This window comes from Polaromonas sp. P4_F9 (genome assembly GCF_056401235.1).
Window position 1 is genome coordinate 127,099 of the sequence record NZ_JBFUJT010000017.1, and the last position, 15,050, is coordinate 142,148.

Sequence of the window (15,050 nt, forward strand, 5' to 3'; positions counted from 1 at the left end):
ATTCAGACTTGGGCGCGCGAGCTTGGATTTTCGCAAATTGGCGTGGCCGGTGTCGATTTGTCATCTGCTGAACCCGGATTATCAGCCTGGCTGGCCGCAGGCTTTCATGGTGACATGCATTACATGCAAGCGCACGGGCTGAAACGGGCGCGGCCGGCTGAACTGATTCCCGGTACCGTGAGCGTCATCACGGCACGCATGGATTATTTACCCGCCGCCACATCGGCGGTGCCGGGTGAATGGCAGGCCATCGAGTTCAGCCGGCTCGGGCGGCCCACGGAAGGCATCGTCTCGGTGTATGCCCGGGGCCGCGACTACCACAAGATCATGCGTGCCCGCCTGCAAAAACTCGGCGAGCGTATCGCCGCGCACGTCGAAAAACTCGGCCACCGCGCCTTCACCGACTCGGCGCCGGTGCTGGAGGCTGAACTGGCTGCCCGCAGCGGCCAGGGCTGGCGCGGCAAGCACACGCTGCTGCTCAATCGCGAGGCGGGCTCGATGTTTTTCCTCGGCGAAATCTATGTGGACCTGGCCCTGCCGCCCAGCGCACCGGTCGCACCGCATTGCGGCACCTGCAGCGCCTGCATCGACATCTGCCCCACGCGGGCCATCATTGCTCCGTACAAGCTCGATGCCCGGCGCTGTATTTCCTACCTGACCATAGAACACGCCGGACCCATTCCGCTGGAGCTCAGGCCCCTGATGGGCAACCGCATCTATGGCTGCGACGACTGCCAGCTGATTTGCCCCTGGAACAAATTCGCGCAGCGCAGTGCCCTGCCTGACTTTGACGAGCGCGAAGGACTGACGGGGCAGCAGCTCGTGACCCTGTTTTCCTGGACCGAGGAAGAATTTTTGCGCTTCACCGAAGGCAGCGCCATCCGCCGCATTGGCCATGAACGCTGGCTGCGCAATGTGGCGGTGGCCATGGGCAATGCGCTGCATGCGAATGCGGGCGCCACAGCGATTCGGAGCGGTCTCCAAAGCCGCGTAGACCATCCCAGTGCGTTGGTGCGTGAGCATGTGGCCTGGGCGCTCGCCCCGCTATGACGCCAGCGTGATGTGCAACTGGATGGGCTCTGCAAGAGGTGTTAGCCCGTAGCGGGGACGTATGAACAAGGTGGCTTGATACGAGCCGGGATGACCCGGCATGTCGGTCAGCACAATGCGCGCCTCCTGCAAAGGTATGCTGGCCCGGACCTGCTGTGGCGCGTCGTTGTCCAGCAGCACGTATTACGAAAGCCAGGTTTGCAAAAACGCTTCGACATTGCTGCGGGTCAGGAAGCTGCCGATCTTGTGCCGCAGGATGGCCTGAACATGCCGGGCAAAACATGTTGCAGCCAGCAAGTGCGGCAGCGAGGCCCCCGCGGGCAGTTGCGTGGGTTGTGTCTCCAGAAGGTTGAGCTGGCAGGTTTCCTGGAGCGCCACAGGCCAGCCGTGCACCGAAAAGGCATTGGCAACAAGCGCGGTCAGCCAGCAGGCGGCATGGCCGTCCGCCGGTCTTGGCCCCACCAGGGCAATGAAGCGCGTTTCTTCGCAGTCCAGCCGAACGGGTTCTTTGGCCAGCGCGGACGGTGCCTGCGCAATCAGCGGTGCGTTGGTTTGTGCCGCCAGCCGGGCCAGGCGCGACAGCAGCACAAGGTCGTCCGCACCGTTGCCGAATTCATGCAGGCTGACCAACAGGCTGGCGGGTTGGCCCCCATACGTGCCCGACTGGGCTTGGTGAATCCGCTTGAATAAAAGGCTGTCACCGATGAGTCCCGTGCGGCCCAGATCCTGCAAAAGTTCCGGTTTGCTGGTGTCCAGCAGGAGAAGCGACAACGCGGGGCTGGTCTTCACGTTGAGCACCAGATTGGTCAGCGCCTTCCATGTGATGCCCGAACGCGCAAGCCGCGGCGCCTTGTCGCGCATGAACTCGCAAAAGCTGTCCCGGTCGATGCCTGCCATGGACCGCGATGCGTAGTCGACGGTTGCCGTCGTGGCCGAGTGACCCCCTGACAGGTCGGCAAGGAGCACCACCACGAAAGGCAGCTCCAGTGGCCGTAGCGTACCGGCCGTTTCCATGTCCGACGTAATTTTGACGCGCGGTGGTGGCAGGTGGGCATTCATGGACAGCATTGTCTGAAGGGGTGTTGCGCCTAGCGCAGCACGCCCAGCGCAAACGGCAAACTCACGATGCCCAACATGGTGGACAAGGTGACCAAGCCGGCCACATAACCGCCGTTGTAGCCCATGCGCGCCGCCAGCACATAGGCGCTGGAGGCCGTCGGCAGCGCGGAAAATGCCAGCAGGACGGTGCTCTGCGCGGCCGACAGCCCCCAGGCTTTCGTCAGGCCCAGGGCCACCAGCGGCAGCAGCAAATGACGTATCGACAGCACCGCGACCGCCAGTGTCTTGGCTTGCGACAGGTGGGCAAACTGCATGCCCGCGCCGGCCGCCAGCAGGCCCAGGGCCAGTGATGCGGCGCCAATGCGCGTGACCGTGGGCTCCAGCCAGATGGGCAGGGTGAAGCCCAGCAGGTTGGCCACGAGGGCGGTAGCAGTGGCCACGATCAGGGGATTGCGCACTAGTTCGCGCAGGAAGCCGCGCCGGGCGTGCCGCACCATGGGCCAGACCGCGGCCACGTTGAATAGCGGCACGCAAACGCCAATCAGCACGGCGATCAGCTGCTGGCCCTCACTACCGGCCAGCCGGTCTGCCAGGGCCAGGCCAATAAAGGAATTGAAGCGAAAGGCAACCTGGGCGCTGCCCGCGTGCTCGCGCTGGTCTATACGCCGGCCCAGCCAGGGGAGGTAAGGCAGGCTGTAGGCCATCGCAATGCCCGACAGCCCCAGCAACAGGCCGGCGCCGATCAGGCTGGAGGCGGCCCCCAGATCCAGCGGACTTTTGATGATCGACTGGAACAGCAACACCGGAAACAGAAAGTAATAAACCAGGCTCTCCACCTGCTCCCACACCTTGCGGTTGAGCGCGGTGTAGCGGCAGACCAGGTAACCACAAACAATCAGGGAAAAGTCGGGAAAAAGAAGTTGCGCGTAGTTCACCCGCCGAGAATAACCGCAAAGCCTGCGGTGTTCGGGTTTGCCCTTATGCGTAATCCACAGCAGGCAGGCACGTGGCTTGCGTATACCATTCCAGCTGTTTTGATTTTGAAGGACTTCACCATGCAACGTCGTTATCTGTTTGCCTTGTCTGCTGTTTATGCGCTTACCCTGGCCGTCACGGCAGGCCCCGCATGGTCGCAGGCATATCCCAACAAGGTCATCAAGCTGCAGGTGCCGTTTGCACCGGGCGGCACGACCGACATCGTGGGGCGGGTGATTGCCGAGCCACTGGGCAAGGCGCTGGGCCAGACTGTCATCGTCGAGAACAAGGCGGGCGGAGGCGGCGTGATCGGCGCCACTGAAACAGCCCGTGCCGTGCCCGATGGCTATTCGCTCGGCGTGGCCACGGTGTCCACCACCGCGGCGAACCCGGCCATCAACCCCAAAGTCCCCTACAACCCGCTGACGGACTTCACGCCCATCATCAACATCGCGGCCACCCCCAACATCATTGCGGTGCACCCCAGCTTTCCCGCGAGGACCTACAAGGAGTTTGTGGCCGAACTCAAAAAGAACCCCGGCAAATACTCGTATGCATCATCCGGCACGGGCGGCATTGGCCACCTGCAGATGGAGCTGTACAAAAACCTGAGCGGCACGTTTGTGACGCACATTCCGTACCGCGGCGCGGGGCCGGCCTTGAACGACACAGTGGCGGGCCAGGTGCCCATCATTTTTGACAACATTCCTTCGGCTTTGCCGTTCATCCAGCAAAAGCGCCTGATTCCGATCGTGGTCGCCGCGCCGCAGCGCCTGGCGGCGCTGCCCGATGTACCAACCTTCAAGGAGGTGGGCCTGGAGCCGGTGAACCGCATGGCTTACTACGGCATCCTGGGACCCAAGGGCCTGCCGAAAGAAGTGGTTGACAAGGTCAGCGCCGGGGTGAAGAAGGCGCTGGAAGACCCGGCCGTTCGCAAGCGCATCGAAGACACTGGCTCGCTGGTCATTGCCAACACGCCCGAGCAGTTTTCAGCGCAAATCAAGGCCGAGTACGAGGTCTATAAAAAGGTGGTCGACACGGCCAAGCTCAAGCTGGAGTGAGCCGGGCTTCTACCTACAGACCACAAGCCGCCTCCGGGCGGCTTTTTCGTTTTGGCATGTTGGCGCCCGGCAGCCCGCAGGAAATCCATTTCCAACCTGTGCGCCCGGCCGCAGCGACGGGTTCATCAAACGGGAAATCCGGGCCTGGTTGATGGGGCTGATCAAGCTGGCGGAATCGACGCTCGCGGCAATCGCAAAGAGAGGCGTACCATGGCGATCCGTGGTACTTACACCATTTACACCTCATGAGCCCCGATCACCGCATTCTCCAGGGAGTCGGTCGATTGAACTCGTTGAGCGCGATGCAGTATTGCACGCGCTTGAAGACCGTCTGCATTCCGTCGCGCGCGGCACCGGCCACACCGCCCTGATCGCTGGCGAGGCTGGCATAGGCAAGACCAGCCTGCTCAATGCGCTGGCCGAAAGACGTGGAGAAGCCAATTTGTGGTGGGGCGCCTGCGACGCGCTGCAGACCCCGCATCCGCTCGCCCCACTGCAGGATATCGCGCGCTCCTCGGAGGTCCGGTTTCGCCCGTTGCTGGGTGGCGACGGCAGCCGCGCAGCGCTGTTTGAAGCCGTGCTCACGGAGCTCCAGCAGAGCCGTCGTCCGACACTGGTCGTGATCGAGGACGCGCATTGGGCCGACGATGCGACGCTGGATCTCCTCAAGTTCCTCGGCCGGCGGGTCGATCGTGCCGCCTGCCTGCTGGTCATCTCCTATCGAGACGACGAGTTGACCCCAGCGCACCCGCTGCGGCGCTTGCTGGGCGAGTTGCCGGGCAGCCTCGTGACCCGGGTGGATTTGCCCAGGCTTTCGCCAGCGGCGGTCGAACGCCTCGCCCGCTGCGCCTTGCGGTCGCCGGACGGCATCTACTCAGCGACGCACGGCAACCCGTTTTTCGTGACCGAGCTGCTCAGGCATGGCATCGACGGCGTGCCGCGCAGCGTGCAGGATCTGGTTCTGGCAAGGTTCGCGCGACTCAGTCCGGGCGCACAGGCTGTCGTCAAGCTCGCGTCCGTCGTTCCTGCGAAGATCGAGCAATGGCTGGTCGAGGCACTGCTCGGAACGAACGTCGCCCTGATCGAAGAGTGCTTGAACTCCGGATTGCTGACGACCGCTGCCTCGGCACTGTGCTTTCGTCATGAACTGGCGCGGGTTGCGATCGAAACATCGCTGTCCGAACCCGTTGTACGCGCACTGCATGCGGACGTCCTGGATGCGCTGGTGCGAGAGGACAAGCCGCTTGTCTCGCTGGCGCGCCTGGTACACCACGCCACGCAGGCCAGCGACAGCGCCGCCGTGCTGCGCTATGCGCCTGAAGCGGCACGCCAGGCGCAGCAGCGCGGGGCGCACCGGGAGGCGGCCGCCCACTACCGCACGGCGCTTCAGTACGCGAAAGGCGCAGGGGAAGCCGACGAGGGCCAACGCGCCGCCTGGCTCGATGCCTACGCGCACGAATGCCAGCTGACCGACCAGTTGAACGAAGCCATAGCCGCGCGTTTGCGCCTGGGCGAGTTGCACCGACGGGCAGCCAACACCCTGGGCGAGGCGGAAAATCTGAGCCAGCTCGCCCTGGTCTATGTGCTGGCCTTGAGGAACACCGACGCCGATGCCGCAAGCCGCAGGGCGATCGAGCTGCTCGAGCCGCTGCCGTCCGGCGTACAGCTGGCCGGCGCCTACCGTGTGGAAGCCCAATTGCGCATGCTCAATCGAGACTGCGAGGTTTCGGTTGCCTGGGGCAGTAAAGCTCTCCAGCTTGCCGAGCTGTTCGGGCATCGCGAAATTCTTGGCGCTACCGTCAGCACGCTCGGGACTGCCACGATGTTCATCGATTACGACGCCGGTTGCGCGCACCTGCAACGCGCGCTGGACCTGGCGCTTGCCGACGGACTGCACTACATCGCGGCCAACACCTACAGCAATCTCGGCTCGGGATCCGGTGAACTCTTCCGGCTGCGTGAGGCGCAGCGCTACCTCACCCAGGCCATCTCTTTTGCACAGCAGCACGAGATCGACTTTTACCGCAACTACGCGACGGCCTGGCTGGCGTTGTGCGAGATGTATCTGGGCCGCTGGGACGACGCGGCTGAACATGCGCTTGACATCGTCCAGCAGACCACTCATCGCACCACCAGCCGCATCATGGCCCTCGTCGCGCTGGGGCGTTTGCGAGCGCGACGAGGCGATCCCGGTGTGGCTGAGACCCTTGATGAGGCATTGGAGCTGGCCCTTGCCAGCGACACGCTCCAGCGCATCGCCCCGGTACGCGCGGCCCGTGCCGAAGCTGCCTGTTTGCGTGGCGATCTGCGCGCAGCCGCTGAGGAGGCGCGGCCGGCGTTGATTCTCGCCACCCAGCATCGACATCCATGGTTCACCGGCGAGCTGGCCTATTGGATGCAGCGTGCGGGGGCGCTCGACGTCGCGCCGCTGCCTTGTGCCCAGCCGTTCGCCTTGCAGATCGCCGGCCGCTGGCGTGAGGCGGCGACTGCCTGGGCGGACTTGGGCTGTCCCTATGAGCAAGCGCGCGCCCTGAGCGAAGGCGATGTGAGTGCTCAACTCCAGGCATTGACACTGTTCGAGCAACTGGGTGCACGACCGGCAGCGGACGGGTTGCGCCGGCAGTTGCGCGCTGCGGGGTTGCGGGGCCTGCCCAGAGGAATGCGACCCTCAACACAGACGAATCCGCACCAGCTCACCGCACGCGAAATCGAGGTCCTGCGGCTGTTGTGCGAAGGGTTGAAGAACTCGGAAATCGCTGAGCGGCTGTGCCGCTCGGTACGCACCGTCGATCACCATCTGGCGGCTGTCTTCACAAAGCTCGGCGTTGCGTCACGGACCGAAGCCGTGGCTGCGGCGCTGCGTGCGGGGATCGCATCCCAATATGGGCAAGGCAAGACGGCAATCTAGGCAAGTCCGCCGTGGGCGCTGACGATGCGGACACCTAAGCTGAATTCGACGGTGAATTTCCGCCGTTTCAATTCAAGGAGCAGCTATGCCACGCTACATGGTCGAACGAACTTTTCCCGACGGCTTGCGGATCCCGGTCAATGACCAGGGCGCACAAGCCTGCGGTACCGTGGTCGAGAACAACGCCAAGAGTGGCGTGACCTGGATCCATTCCTACGTGAGCCAGGACTTGCGCAAGTCGTTCTGCGTCTACGATGGGCCGACGCCCGAAGCAATCCGCGAAACGGCGGGTAAAAACAACCTGCCAGTCGGCAGCATCACCGCGGTCAGTGTGCTCGATCCGTATTTCTACCGGGGCTGAAGACCGCGCCTGCTGACAATCCGGCCGCTCATACCTGCCCGTACCGCATCATCGGATCGCCGACGCCGGCTGGAATTGTCACGACAAGCCGCCTTCGGGCGGTTTTTCTTTTTGTTATCGTCGGAGCATGCAATCTCAGAGCCAGTCCAGCATTGATGGGTTTATCGACGCCTTGTGGCTGGAAGACGGCTTGTCGAAAAATACGCTGGCGGCCTACCGGCGCGACCTGTCGCTGTATGCGACCTGGCTGGCTGCCCCAGCGCAAAAGGGGCGCAAGCTCGACGAGACGGTTGAGATTGACCTGAACCGCTACTTTTCCACCCGGCACGCCACCACCAAGGCCACATCGGCCAACCGGCGCCTGACGGTGTTCAAGCGCTACTTTCGCTGGGCGCTGCGTGAGCGCCTGATCACGGTGGACCCGACGCTGAAACTGCAATCCGCCAAACAGGCCTTGCGGGTGCCCAAAGTCATGAGCGAAGCCCAGGTGGAGGCCCTGCTGGCTGCGCCCAGTGACAGCACGCCGCTCGGGCAGCGCGACCGGGCCATGCTGGAGCTGATGTACGCCAGCGGACTGCGCGTCAGCGAACTGGTCGGGCTCAAGACTTTTCACGTGGGCTTGAATGAAGGCGTGCTGCGCGTCATGGGCAAGGGCAGCAAGGAGCGGCTGGTACCTTTCGGGCAGGTGGCGCGCGAATGGATCGTGCTGTACCTGGCCGAGGCGCGACCGGCCATTCTGGGCGGTCAGCAGACCGATGACCTGTTTGTCACCAACCGCGGCCGCGGCATGAGCCGGGTGATGTTCTGGATGCTGGTCAAGAAGTACGCGCAGCTGGCGGGCATCCATTCGCCCTTGTCGCCGCACACCTTGCGCCATGCGTTTGCAACGCATTTGCTGAACCATGGGGCTGACCTGAGGGCTGTGCAGATGCTGCTGGGCCACGCCGATATTTCCACCACCACGATTTATACCCATGTGGCCCGGGAACGCCTGAAGGCGCTGCATGCGCAGCACCATCCACGGGGTTGAAAAGAGGGTGAACGGCGGGTTGGGGATCAGCGGTACATCAGCGGTACATGTAGTCGCGGCTGAAGGGGTAAACCGACTGGGCGCCCTTGACCCCCGCTTCACGCATGTCGCCCGTGGGGCGCGTGGCCAGCATCTGGTGCAGCGATATCCAGCCCTGCTCGAAACTCATGGCGCTGCCGGCCAGGTACAGGCGGTAGGCGCGCAGGGTTTTTTCAGCACGTTCGGCGCCGCCGTCTTCGGCGAGCACCTGGCGCGCTTCGTCCAGCCGGGCCTCCAGGGCGTCTGACCAGTCCCACAATGTTCGGCCATAGTGCGGGCGCAGGTTTTCCGTGTCCACCATTTCCAGTCCGGCGCGGGACATGTGCTCCAGCACGGCGCTGACGTGCAGCAGCTCGCCGCCGGGAAAGATGTATTTTTCAATGAAATCGCCCATGCCGGCGCCGAGCTGCCGGTTTTCCAGCCCGCCAGCCGTGATGCCGTGGTTCATGACCAGCCCGCCGGGTACCAGCAAACCCATGATCTTCCTGAAGTAGGCGTGCATGTTGGCCTGCCCCACATGCTCAAACATGCCCACCGAGGAAATTTTGTCGAAGGGCTGGTCTTCAGCCATCTCGCGGTAGTCGCGCAGCTCCATGCGAACGCGCCCCTCCAGGCCTTTTTGCTCGATTAGCCGCTGCACGTACGCATGCTGGTTTTTCGACAGCGTGATGCCGGTGGCATCCACGCCATAGTGCTCGGCCGCCCACAACAGCAGCGCCCCCCAGCCCGCCCCGATATCCAGAAAACGCTCACCGGGCCGGAGCATCAGCTTGCGGCAGATATGGTCGAGCTTGGCCTCCTGGGCTTGCGCCAGCGTCATGGCGGCATCGCGGTAATAGGCGCACGAATACACCCGCCGCGGGTCTAGCCAGAGCGTGTAGAAGGCATCTGAAACGTCGTAATGAAACTGGATCTGCGCCGCGTCCCTGGCCGGCGTGTGGGCCGCCATGGACTTGGCCCGGCGCAGCAGGCCGGACCACCAGCCCATGTCGCTTTCCACCGGGTTGCCCGGCAGGAGTTTGGTTACCGCGCGCATGACATCGCGCATGGCGCCTTCAAGCTGCAATTTGCCCTCGACATACTCTTCGGCCAGGGCGCCGATCTGGCCGGCTTTGAGGCGGGCGATGCTGGACCAGTTGGAAAACGACAGCTTGACCGACGCGTTGGCCGAACCCAGGCGCTGGCCCTGGGGTAATTCGAGGGCGACGTCCGCGGGCAGGCTCGTCATTTGCGATTGGATGTCTGGAACCAGGTGCCGGATCATGCGCAAACTCCTTTCGGTGCGTTTACAGTCTAGCGTGCTTTAGCTCTTTTTGCACATATAAACCTGTTAACTTCATGCATTTGCGCTCAGTAGGGCCAATTCAGCAGCGTCAAATCCGGCGTCGCGACGAGCTTCCAGGTTGAGTGGGCCCTTCAGCCGGGGGGCGCCGTATTGTTTTGCCAGGACCGCATAGGTGGCGACCGGGTCCAGGCCGCGCTCGGCGCACAGGAACCGGTACCAGCGGTTGCCGATGGCCACATGCCCGATTTCGTCACGCAGGATGATGTCCAGGATGTCGACGGCGCGCAAGGCGTCGGGCGTGCCGACCCGGCGCAGCTTGGCCTGCATGGGCGGCGTGGCGTCCAGCCCGCGTGCCTCTAGCGTGCGCGGCACCAGCGCCATGCGCGCCAGTACGTCGCCTTCGGTTTTTTCGGTCATGTCCCACAAGCCGGTGTGGGCGGGGAAGTCGCCGTAGCGGTAGCCCATGGCTTGCAGGTGGTCGCTCAGCAGGCTGAAGTGCTGCGCTTCCTCCCCGGCCACTTTTAGCCAGTCCAGGTAATAGGCAGGCGGCAGCCCGCCGAAGCGCCAGACCGCGTCCAGGGCCAGATTGATGGCGTTGAATTCGATGTGGGTCACCGCATGGAGTAGCGCAGCCAAGCCTTCATGGGTGAAGGGGGAGCGCTTCGGCACATCCAGGTGGGAGCGCAATTCCGGCCGTGCCGGGCGCCCGGGCAGGCCGGCGGGGGCCTGTAAATCTGCCTCATTTGCTACCAAAAGTGAAGCTGAAAACGCTTGTATGGCAAGGGTAAGCTTCACTTTTTCCTGTGGATCGGGCTCCAGCAGCGCCTGCAGGGCTTGCTGGTGCAGGTCTGCGGAGGGTGGCGGCTTGGCAATCATGGCTGGATTGTCGGCGATAGCGCCGTTTGCGGCCGCAGACGGCGCAGACAGTAGGGCGAGTGGTTACTTACAATCGGGGCAATCCCTTTCCGACGATCACCTGTTCAAGGACTTTCATGGCCATTTACCAGCTGGGCGATTCAGCCCCTACCATTCACGAGTCAGCCTGGGTGGCCGAGAACGCGCAGGTCATCGGCCGGGTGACGCTGGGTGAGGGTAGCAGCGCCTGGTTTGGCGTGGTGATCCGTGGCGACTCGGAAAACATCGCCATTGGCCGGGGCACCAACATCCAGGACAACAGCGTCCTGCACGCTGACGAGGGGGTGCCCTTGACGATTGGCGACCACGTCTCGGTCGGTCATCAGGTCATGCTGCATGGCTGCACCGTCGGCGACGGCACGCTGATCGGCATCCAGGCGGTGGTGCTCAATGGCGCGAAAATCGGCAAGAACTGCCTGGTCGGCGCGGGTTCGCTGGTGACCGAGGGCAAGGAGTTCCCCGATGGCTCCCTGATCCTGGGCAGCCCGGCCAAAGCGGTGAGGCAACTCTCGCCGGAGCAGATCGAGGGTTTAAAAATGATCGCGCAGCACTATGTAGACAATGCCCGGCGTTATAAGGCCGGACTCAAGAAACTGGCCTGAACGGTACCTAAAGCATGACTACCCCAAATACCCGACCCTCCCAAACCACGCGTGGGGGCTCTTCAGCCCAGCAGGGGCCGCGGGACTGGCTTTGCCAGACCGCAGGCGCAGCGGCCCCCTCGGGGGGCAGCGCATTACACGAAGTGAAAAGCGTGGGGGCCTAATGTCCGAACTTCATAAATTCCTCTTTGACGGCCTGCCGGTGCGCGGCATGCTGGTACGCCTGACCGACTCCTGGCAGGAAATCCTCACGCGCCGGAAGGCCGCCGGGGGTTATCCGGTCGAGGTGATGCACCTGCTGGGTGAAATGACGGCGGCAGGCGCCCTGATGCAGAGCAATATCAAGTTCAATGGTGCGCTGATTTTGCAGATTTTTGGCGATGGCCCCGTCAAGCTGGCGGTGGCGGAAGTGCAGCCCGACCTGAGCCTGCGCGCTACCGCAACAGTGACGGGCAGCGTGGATGCCGGGAGCTCCTTGAGCCAACTGGTCAATGTGAACAACCAGGGGCGTTGCGCCATTACGCTGGACCCCAAGGACAAGCTGCCGGGGCAGCAGCCTTACCAGGGCGTGGTGCCGCTGCATGGCGACCGGCGTGAAAAGATTGAAAGCCTGGGCGAGGTGCTGGAGCATTACATGCTGCAGAGTGAACAGCTGGACACCAAGCTCATCCTGGCTGCTGACGGCAAGGTTGCTGCCGGCCTGCTGATCCAGCGTTTGCCGGTGAAAGGGCAGGGCAACCTGGAGGGCCGGGGCCGGACTGACAGGGACACCAATGAAGACCAGATCGGTCTTAACGAAGATTACAACCGGATCGCCATGCTGGCCGGAACGTTGAAACGCGAAGAACTGCTTGGCCTGGATGCCGACACTATCTTGCGCCGCCTGTTCTGGGAGGAGCAGGTGACCCGCTTTGAGCCGGCAACGCCCAGCTTTTCCTGCAGTTGCTCGCGCGATCGTGTGGGGAACATGCTGCGCAGCCTGGGTACGGAAGAGATCGAGAGCATTATTGAAGAGCGCGGCAAGGTAGCCGTCGGCTGCGAGTTTTGTGGCGCCCAGTACGACTTTGACCCCGTGGATGCGGCGCAAATCTTCCTGAGCCAAAGCAAGCAGCAACCACCCACCCAGACAGTGCAGTAACGTAACCCCGGGATGCGCTCCTGGCGTTGAGCAGCCCCTAAACCGGGCGTGCGCGCCCGGCCAGCAGATCGCTCAGCAGCCGGTGCTCGCACTGCGGGTCGCTGCATTTGTCGCACACCCATACCCAGGGCCTGGTTTTGCCGGCGTTGTCCGGTCCGCCCGCTGCACCGTGGCTTTGTCGCAGGCGCTGGCCGGCCGTTTTCAGCAGGGGCTCCAGAGCGGCGAGTGCATGGGCGAGGCGTTCCTCCGCCGAACCGTAAATCACCTGGTAAGGCATGCCGGCCTGTAGCAGTGCGGTGCGAATCGACTGGTCTGCAGCTTCCCTCACTTCATTCATCTGGGCGGTGAGGGCTGGCAAATCCCCCCTGTCGGGCCAGCGTACCGGGGGCTCCAGCCCCATCAGCAGAACCAGGTCGTAGCCGGCCAGGCTGGCGGCAGGCAGGGGCGCGGGGACGATCACAACACAGGCAGAGGCGGCGCAGGCCGAGGTCTTCAGCGCCTCGTCCAGGGCGGCCGCGAGGGCGGATTTACCGGTGTGTGGGGCGCCGACCAGCGCAAGTTTCAGCACGGTGTAGCCTGGTGATGCGGAAAATGGGATAAGCGGGGCAGCAAGTGGGACAAAGGGACAACCTCAACCCGGCCCGGGCTACCGAAGGGCGTTGCGCCCGCGGTCGCAGAAGGCGTTGACGGGTGATTATTTTGTGATCTGCACAAAGATCTCATTGGGCTTGACCATGCCCAGTTCCACGCGTGCTTTTTCCTCGACCATTTCCAGGCCTTCCCGCAGGTCCCTGACTTCCGCTGCCAGCTGATCGTTGCTGACCTGCGCTTGCGCATTTTTGGCGAGTTGCTCGTCCAGCCGCTGCTGCATCTCGCGCACACTTGGAACGCTACCCCGGCCAATCCAGAGTTGCGCATGGAGCAACACCAGCAGCGCAATCAGGATGGCAGGGATGAAGCGATTAGCCAAGGTTTAGCCACAAGCCGTAGAAGTGGACGTGGTCAGGTCAACGCAGGTTGTAGAACGCAGCGCGGCCTGGATAAGACGCGATGTCACCCAGGTCTTCCTCGATGCGCAGCAATTGGTTGTATTTGGCCATGCGGTCAGAGCGGGAGAGCGAGCCGGTCTTGATCTGGCCGGCATTGGTGCCGACCGCGATATCGGCAATGGTGGAGTCTTCAGTTTCGCCCGAGCGGTGGCTGATGACGGCGGTGTAGCCGGCGCGCTTGGCCATCTCGATGGCGGCAAAGGTTTCCGTCAGCGTACCGATCTGATTGATCTTGATCAGGATCGAGTTGGCGATGTGCTTGTCGATGCCTTCCTTGAGGATCTTGGTATTGGTCACAAACAGGTCGTCGCCGACGAGTTGCACCTGTTTTCCCAGGCGTTCGGTCAGAATTTTCCAGCCATCCCAGTCGCCTTCGGCCATGCCATCTTCAATGCTGATGATGGGGTACTTGTCGACCCAGGTGGCCAGGATGTTGGTCCATTCGGTGGCGTCCAGGCTCAGGCCTTCGCCGGCCAGCACGTACTTGCCATCCTTGTAAAACTCGGAGGCCGCGCAATCCAGGCCCAGCGCAATCTGTTCACCCGCGACATAGCCGGCCTTGTCGATAGCCTCCAGAATCATCTGGATGGCCGCTTCGTGGCTGGGCACGTTGGGCGCAAAGCCGCCTTCGTCGCCGACGGCCACGCTCATGCCCTTGTCGTGCAGGATTTTCTTGAGCGCATGAAACACCTCGGCACCGTAACGCACGGCTTCGCGAAAGCTCGGCGCGCCGATGGGGATGATCATGAGCTCCTGCAGGTCAAGGTTGTTGTTGGCGTGCGCGCCGCCGTTGACCACGTTCATCATCGGAACGGGCATCTGCATCGCGCCGCTGCCGCCGAAGTAGCGGTACAGCGGCAGGCCGGCTTCTTCAGCCGCTGCACGCGCAACTGCCATGCTGACGGCCAGCGTCGCATTGGCGCCCAGGCGGGACTTGTTGTCCGTTCCGTCCAGGTCAATCAGCGTACGGTCGAGAAAGGCCTGTTCGCTGGCATCGAGGCCCAGCACGGCTTCGGAGATTTCCGTGTTGATGTGCTCGACGGCCTTGAGCACGCCCTTGCCAAGGTAGCGCGATTTGTCGCCGTCGCGCAGCTCGATGGCTTCGCGCGAACCGGTGGATGCGCCCGAGGGAACTGCGGCGCGGCCCATGACGCCGGACTCCAGCAGCACGTCGCATTCAACGGTGGGATTGCCACGGCTGTCGAGAATTTCACGGCCAACGATATCAACAATTGCGCTCATTTATGTTCTTTCAAAATCAGAAAACAAAAATCAGAAGACTAAAACTACACACCTTCAACCAGCACCATGCGCATGACGGCGATGCCCTGGCGCGACTGACGGGCGGCCTCGTACTCGGCCGACGTATTGAAGGCCCGGGCTTGCTCCATGTCGGGAAATTTCAGCACAACAAGGCGGCTTGGCGACCAATCGCCTTCAATCACCTCGACCTTGCCGCCACGCACGCAAACTTCGGCGCCGTGCACTTGCATGGCAATGCTAGAGAGTTTTTTATAGGTTTCGTATTGTTCGGGGTTCGTAACTGTAACGTTGGCAATGATGTAGGCACTTGGCACG

14 protein-coding genes and 1 pseudogene are annotated in these 15,050 nt (G+C 62.9%); 7 read left to right on the forward strand and 8 right to left on the reverse strand.

Translation table 11 applies throughout. The features are described 5' to 3' along the window. Positions 1 to 1,050, forward strand: coding sequence for a tRNA epoxyqueuosine(34) reductase QueG (queG, locus tag AC1DUB_RS16330; protein ID WP_477730458.1), 1,050 nt, complete (start codon positions 1 to 3; stop codon positions 1,048 to 1,050). Here the strand turns inward: queG and AC1DUB_RS16335 are convergent. Together AC1DUB_RS16335 and AC1DUB_RS16340 are read right to left on the reverse strand one after the other, a co-directional pair. Then, positions 1,045 to 2,118 (reverse strand): annotated as a pseudogene (locus AC1DUB_RS16335) (type VI secretion system contractile sheath domain-containing protein). The gene queG and the pseudogene AC1DUB_RS16335 overlap by 6 nt on opposite strands. Before the next feature lie 20 nt (positions 2,119 to 2,138). Beyond that, positions 2,139 to 3,044, reverse strand: a complete 906-nt coding sequence (locus tag AC1DUB_RS16340; protein WP_477730395.1) for an AEC family transporter — start codon at positions 3,042 to 3,044, stop codon at positions 2,139 to 2,141. A 120-nt stretch (positions 3,045 to 3,164) separates the two neighbouring features. Between AC1DUB_RS16340 and AC1DUB_RS16345 the strand changes: the two genes are divergently transcribed. The 4 genes from AC1DUB_RS16345 to xerD all read left to right on the forward strand — a co-directional run bounded on the left by AC1DUB_RS16345 (position 3,165) and on the right by xerD (position 8,444). Further along, positions 3,165 to 4,145, forward strand: coding sequence for a tripartite tricarboxylate transporter substrate binding protein BugE (locus AC1DUB_RS16345; protein ID WP_477730396.1), 981 nt, complete (start codon positions 3,165 to 3,167; stop codon positions 4,143 to 4,145). A gap of 151 nt (positions 4,146 to 4,296) precedes the next feature. Continuing rightward, entirely contained in the window at positions 4,297 to 7,053 is a 2,757-nt protein-coding gene (locus AC1DUB_RS16350; RefSeq protein WP_477730397.1) for an ATP-binding protein, read from the forward strand. Between the two features lie 85 nt (positions 7,054 to 7,138). Continuing rightward, positions 7,139 to 7,414 (forward strand): DUF4242 domain-containing protein, encoded by a 276-nt coding sequence (locus AC1DUB_RS16355; protein ID WP_477730398.1) that lies wholly within the window; start codon positions 7,139 to 7,141, stop codon positions 7,412 to 7,414. 127 nt (positions 7,415 to 7,541) lie between these two features. Next, on the forward strand, positions 7,542 to 8,444 hold the full coding sequence (xerD, locus tag AC1DUB_RS16360; RefSeq protein ID WP_477730399.1) for a site-specific tyrosine recombinase XerD: 903 nt from the start codon (positions 7,542 to 7,544) through the stop codon (positions 8,442 to 8,444). A 37-nt stretch (positions 8,445 to 8,481) separates the two neighbouring features. On the opposite strand, the gene AC1DUB_RS16365 is transcribed toward xerD, so the two are convergent. After that, the gene (locus AC1DUB_RS16365) at positions 8,482 to 9,747 is read right to left on the reverse strand and encodes a class I SAM-dependent methyltransferase (RefSeq protein WP_477730400.1); all 1,266 of its coding nucleotides are present in this window, start codon (positions 9,745 to 9,747) and stop codon (positions 8,482 to 8,484) included. A gap of 72 nt (positions 9,748 to 9,819) precedes the next feature. Continuing rightward, positions 9,820 to 10,644: a ferritin-like domain-containing protein gene (locus tag AC1DUB_RS16370; RefSeq protein WP_477730401.1), complete on the reverse strand. Its 825-nt coding sequence runs from the start codon at positions 10,642 to 10,644 to the stop codon at positions 9,820 to 9,822. A gap of 116 nt (positions 10,645 to 10,760) precedes the next feature. On the opposite strand from AC1DUB_RS16370, the gene AC1DUB_RS16375 reads away from it, so the two are divergent. Together AC1DUB_RS16375 and hslO are read left to right on the forward strand one after the other, a co-directional pair. Continuing rightward, complete coding sequence (locus AC1DUB_RS16375) at positions 10,761 to 11,285, forward strand: gamma carbonic anhydrase family protein (RefSeq protein ID WP_477730402.1); 525 nt, start codon at positions 10,761 to 10,763, stop codon at positions 11,283 to 11,285. A 163-nt stretch (positions 11,286 to 11,448) separates the two neighbouring features. Beyond that, complete coding sequence (gene hslO / locus AC1DUB_RS16380; protein ID WP_477730403.1) at positions 11,449 to 12,423, forward strand: Hsp33 family molecular chaperone HslO; 975 nt, start codon at positions 11,449 to 11,451, stop codon at positions 12,421 to 12,423. A 37-nt stretch (positions 12,424 to 12,460) separates the two neighbouring features. Here the strand turns inward: hslO and AC1DUB_RS16385 are convergent, their stop codons facing one another. From AC1DUB_RS16385 to AC1DUB_RS16400, 4 genes are all read right to left on the reverse strand, one after another. Further along, on the reverse strand, positions 12,461 to 12,991 hold the full coding sequence (locus AC1DUB_RS16385) for a hypothetical protein (protein ID WP_477730404.1): 531 nt from the start codon (positions 12,989 to 12,991) through the stop codon (positions 12,461 to 12,463). A gap of 126 nt (positions 12,992 to 13,117) precedes the next feature. Further along, complete coding sequence (locus AC1DUB_RS16390) at positions 13,118 to 13,393, reverse strand: septum formation initiator family protein (protein WP_477718471.1); 276 nt, start codon at positions 13,391 to 13,393, stop codon at positions 13,118 to 13,120. A 37-nt stretch (positions 13,394 to 13,430) separates the two neighbouring features. Continuing rightward, positions 13,431 to 14,714, reverse strand: a complete 1,284-nt coding sequence (gene eno / locus AC1DUB_RS16395) for a phosphopyruvate hydratase (protein ID WP_477718470.1) — start codon at positions 14,712 to 14,714, stop codon at positions 13,431 to 13,433. A 44-nt stretch (positions 14,715 to 14,758) separates the two neighbouring features. Further along, a complete protein-coding gene (locus AC1DUB_RS16400; protein ID WP_477730405.1) occupies positions 14,759 to 15,049 on the reverse strand; it encodes a DUF1330 domain-containing protein in 291 nt (96 codons plus the stop codon). Between the last annotated feature and the right edge of the window lies 1 nt (position 15,050).